3 protein-coding genes are annotated in these 4,453 nt (G+C 38.2%); all 3 read right to left on the bottom strand.

Features of this window, described 5'->3' with window-relative positions:
• Positions 1 to 678: 678 nt before the first annotated feature.
• The gene (locus BACCELL_RS25885) at positions 679 to 1,056 is read right to left on the bottom strand and encodes a ribosomal maturation YjgA family protein (protein WP_007210130.1); all 378 of its coding nucleotides are present in this window, start codon (positions 1,054 to 1,056) and stop codon (positions 679 to 681) included.
• Positions 1,057 to 1,177: 121 nt separating this feature from the next.
• Positions 1,178 to 2,404, bottom strand: coding sequence for a 6-bladed beta-propeller (locus tag BACCELL_RS03340; protein ID WP_007210129.1), 1,227 nt, complete (start codon positions 2,402 to 2,404; stop codon positions 1,178 to 1,180).
• Positions 2,405 to 2,513: 109 nt separating this feature from the next.
• On the bottom strand, positions 2,514 to 4,453 hold a 1,940-nt coding region (locus BACCELL_RS03335; RefSeq protein WP_007210128.1), incomplete at its 5' end, for a ComEC/Rec2 family competence protein.

The following is a 4,453-nucleotide window of genomic DNA, read 5'->3' as shown; positions in this document are numbered from 1 at the left end:
CCTCCGTGTCTCCGTGTTCAATCCTGTCATTTAAAAAAAGACTCTTACTATTTCTTTTCAAAAGCATTGCCCTTTCTTTACTTTTACATAGCACTTTGGTTATATGCATATTCTTTATTTTGCTATAACCACAACTGTGAAGCACGTACTTCATAACCGTGAAGCAGTAGTGCCACAATTGTGGAGCACGTGATCAACAATTGTAGAAAGCACTATAACATTGGTTATCAACAGAATAAACATAGGACATCAACATAAAAAACATAGGCAATTAATATAAGCAAACCATACTCTGAGCATCATCGCAAGGCGGGAATTCTCCCATCGAAATGGTACGAACGATTGTTATCCGCTACATTCGACGTATTTATGATGAAAAAAAGTCGAAAAGCGGGGGGACTGAAACAGTTTATTCATGTACAAAAAACATGTAATAAACAGATTTACAACAGCATACCCCATTTTGTATTAGTGTAGGCAACTCTACCTACACGCTAATTCTACTTGCTTCCACCACTGCTTATTGCCGATGAATAGGGCGATACAGAGCATAAGTGCAAGCGTGTAGGTAAAAGTGATCATAAACTTTCAGTAAAACCTGAGCTTGAGCAGGAAGTTTATAGGTACATTTCCCTAATTTCTTTCTCCAAAGAAGTAAAAACATAAATTATTTTCCGTTTACCGTCTGATAAAAAGCAAAGGCAGACACCCAACAGCATAGCAAACAATATCCCACCATGAAAATGACGTACCCAATACTACCCTTGCCAGCGTACAATTTTGCAACCCCAATAAAGTAACCAATTGCAGATACTGTAACGTTTCAATACAACAAGCAAACAGGAATATCCATAGTGGCAGCCATCGCAATGGGCGGGTAATAAACATACGCACAAAGCAATATACGAGTATTACCACCAATACATCTCCCATATAGGGACGTATGAATGCGTCACGCACAAAAAGGGCTATTAACGTTTCGACCACAAACAACCCTGCAAAACAAATTGCATAAAACCAACGGCTACCAATAAATGTATCATTTCTATTATCCATAAATCGCCTTTATTACATATTTGGAAAATTAAAATCTATTATAAATGGGAAACTTCAAAATCTCAGCAACAACAATATCGGATTATCATCTTCTGATAAATTAATTAATGTCTCACGAGTTTCATTTCTTAAACTCATAATATATAATAATCGGATTTGAATCTTCCGTCAAGGTCTGCAATTTATCGGCCCCTTCTATACGAGGATTTATTCCGCCTTTCTTCATATTTTCAAAAAAGATATCCTTGGTGAAACCATCATTCATGCCGATGCAATATACCCGGTCCTCATCAAATGAATAAAGATTGGGAATTAACAATGTACCTGCTTTATCCGTATAAAGCAAATCGTCAGTTATACCTGACATAACATAAGCTTTATTCTCTTCTTTCTTATAAAGAATGGAATAACCATAGTGGCCTACATGATAGCCGAAATGAATATATTTAGCGGTTTCCCAATAATCAAATACATTATATATCTTACCGCTTTTCATCAATCTATCGTATATTTTTGACACTCTTGCAGATTTCGACATATCATTCTCTGCTATCAAAGTTTCCAAATATTCCTTTGTCACAAGCTTTTTACTTTGCAAAGTAATATACGGTTTTATTCCTTTGGGAGTTATTTCAAATATTGTATCCATGAAGATCTGCATAAATTTGGGATTTCCGGTAGGACCGGAGATAAAAGTATGTTGATTAGTGCTGAATAGTTCATTCCAACCTTTATTATACTGAGAAGCCTCGAATTGAAAAGAAATTCTTTTCCCATTAGTAACGTCTACTTTACTCAAAAGAAATCGTTTCCCGGATTTATCAAATGTATACAGATTCGTATACAACGCATTCTTAAAAGGTTGAATAAAAGTAGATCTTGTTCCTTTATTTTCCAATTTAAACGAACTTTCAAAAGTTCCATTACCACTATACTTCAATACATTCTGAGTTTGGGAGTCCAGTACATATATTTTCTTATTTTCCCTGTCGATACTTATATCATCCGGATCAATGTATTCACCGGGTCCTTTCCCCTGACGCCCTATCATCTTTATAAATTTGCCTTGCTTATTAAACAGAAAAAGACCTCTGCCTTTTTCCAATACATACAAATTATTATCACAGACTTCTAACTTATCAACTTTTCCTAATAATGATTCATCCGTATCTTCCAATACAATGATTCCCGCCTTGCTGAATAAAGAAGAATAAGTCATCTTCTCCAACTTCTCAGCACGATCTAAATTAATCACATAGCCATTTTCCTTTGCTAAGCTGCTATTCTCTTCACCAGGAACAGTCAATAATCCCAGCATTAATGCCATTAACATTGTCAGTATTCTCATTGTATGTTACATTTTCTTTCTCTTACATTACCAATTACAAAAATAATCATCAAAACAAGATAGTAAAAGGAATAGTCACTATACTTATTAAACTTCAATAATATATTTTCTACAGATGGATACAAAACGCTCCTCTCTCCTTCAAAGCTATACAAGGAATAGCTAAACGGTAACAATCATTTTTAAGGATATCGCTACGATAGTCTGAGAGAGAAACATCCAAAACAACGGTTCGGATGCGGAACAAAGAAGTCAATTCTTCAATACGACCATTGTAGCCTTTGGAAATGTATAAATAATCGATCTGTAAAGGGTGCTTTGAAATCTTATTTTTCCAGCGGGCATCATGGAGCAGGCAAACCCGCCTGCCCGCATAGGAAACAATGTGATTATGAAAAGCCAGACCGGAAGTAGAATAATCAGCAGGCAAAGCATTGGGAATAGAGAGATGCTGACGATTCCAATAAGGTACGAGTGCACGGTGCAAACGGAAAGTATCCGGCACACTATCAGCATAAGCCAACCAGGATTCTCCACTATTAGCAACGCAATGGACGGCAGGACAGCCACGGACATTATAAAAAGCAATGCCGCGCTGAGGAGAAGACAGGCTGACGGAAATCGTATGATAAGTGATCAGCAACAACAGGCAGCAAAGCGGAAAGGATATGCTGCGAGCAGTTCGGATAGCCAAACTCCGAAACAGAAACAATAGAAAAAGATAAAACAGCATAATCTCCCAATGATCTATCCAAAGCCGATCTATAGAGGACATTGGCAGTTCTTCTATCCAGCAGAGAACTTTGTTCTGAGCACTTAGCAGAGCATCGACCCCTAAAGCACAGCCAGATTGAAGGAAAGGAAAAGGAGTCAGGACAAGCATAAGAACCGCAGAATACAAAATCAACGTCACCATAGGAATCACCCATAAATTTGTCAGCAGAAAATGAGTAGAGAAACGGGAGAAATAGAATATAACTAAAGGAGCCGTACCGATTTGCGCAGCAACGGAAACCGTCAGCAATCCCCAAACATAACGAGGAATGCAACGCCTGACAGAGAGCAGGCTGTAAAGTTTGGGCTGTATCAACAAAATAGAAACTACCGCTACAAAAGACAATTGAAACCCCACATCAAAAAGCCAAAGTGGATTATAAAGTAACATTAAAAAGGCAGTAGCCGCCAATGTATTCAACGATAACAATTTCTCAGATTGTAAACGGGATATAGCCAGCAGAGAGAACATGATTACGGATCGTACCACAGAAGAAGATAATCCCGTAAGAAAAGCGAATGCCCACAAAAAGAGAATAACCAGAAAAAATCCCAAGGGTTTAAAAGCCGCCCACCGCTTCCACAAAAAGGAGAAGAAAAACAAAAATAAAGTAGAAAGCAAGCCTATATGAAGTCCTGAAAGTGCCAGTACATGACTGGCGCCGGCAATTGAATAAGTTTCCCGCATATCCTCGCTCAAATTCTCCTTATCTCCCACCGTAAGAGCCGAAAGTACTGCAAGATTATCTCCCTGAAAACCTAAACGATGATATAGTTCCACCACTTTTTCCCGATAGTCCAAAGCTATTTGCCGAAGAGAACGAGAAGTATCATGACCTATTATCCGCCAATGTCCGGCAGAGATATACGCTGTGCCGGTACCAGCTTTACGAGTAAGATAACGTACATAATCAAATTCGTCAGGATTCCCATTATTGACAGGAGGGGTAATACGGGTATGTACCCATAATCTATCTCCCCTCTTTAATGCAACAGTAGCGGAATTTCTCGGAAAATAGAATAAAAATGTACGTCCATATTCACTTTTCTGCAAATCCTCATCATTCACTTTTCCCTCTAATTGGACATGACATAACACGCTTCGTTCTTTCATTTCCGGTTTTTCCAGAAGAATCACCTGATAGACTGCCGCCTCATCGGAAAAAGGAAAATCCGTACGATGCAAATATTCTTCCGTCATACCGGCGCCTAATCCGAAACAACAGAGAAAGACGGAAACTCCATACAGCCAATGAATACGATATTTATCAGAAA

Origin of the sequence: Bacteroides cellulosilyticus DSM 14838, from assembly GCF_000158035.1 — a bacterium.
GTDB lineage: Bacteria > Bacteroidota > Bacteroidia > Bacteroidales > Bacteroidaceae > Bacteroides > Bacteroides cellulosilyticus.
Note: the sequence above shows the minus strand (reverse complement) of the source record. Positions and strands in the feature narration are given on the sequence as shown.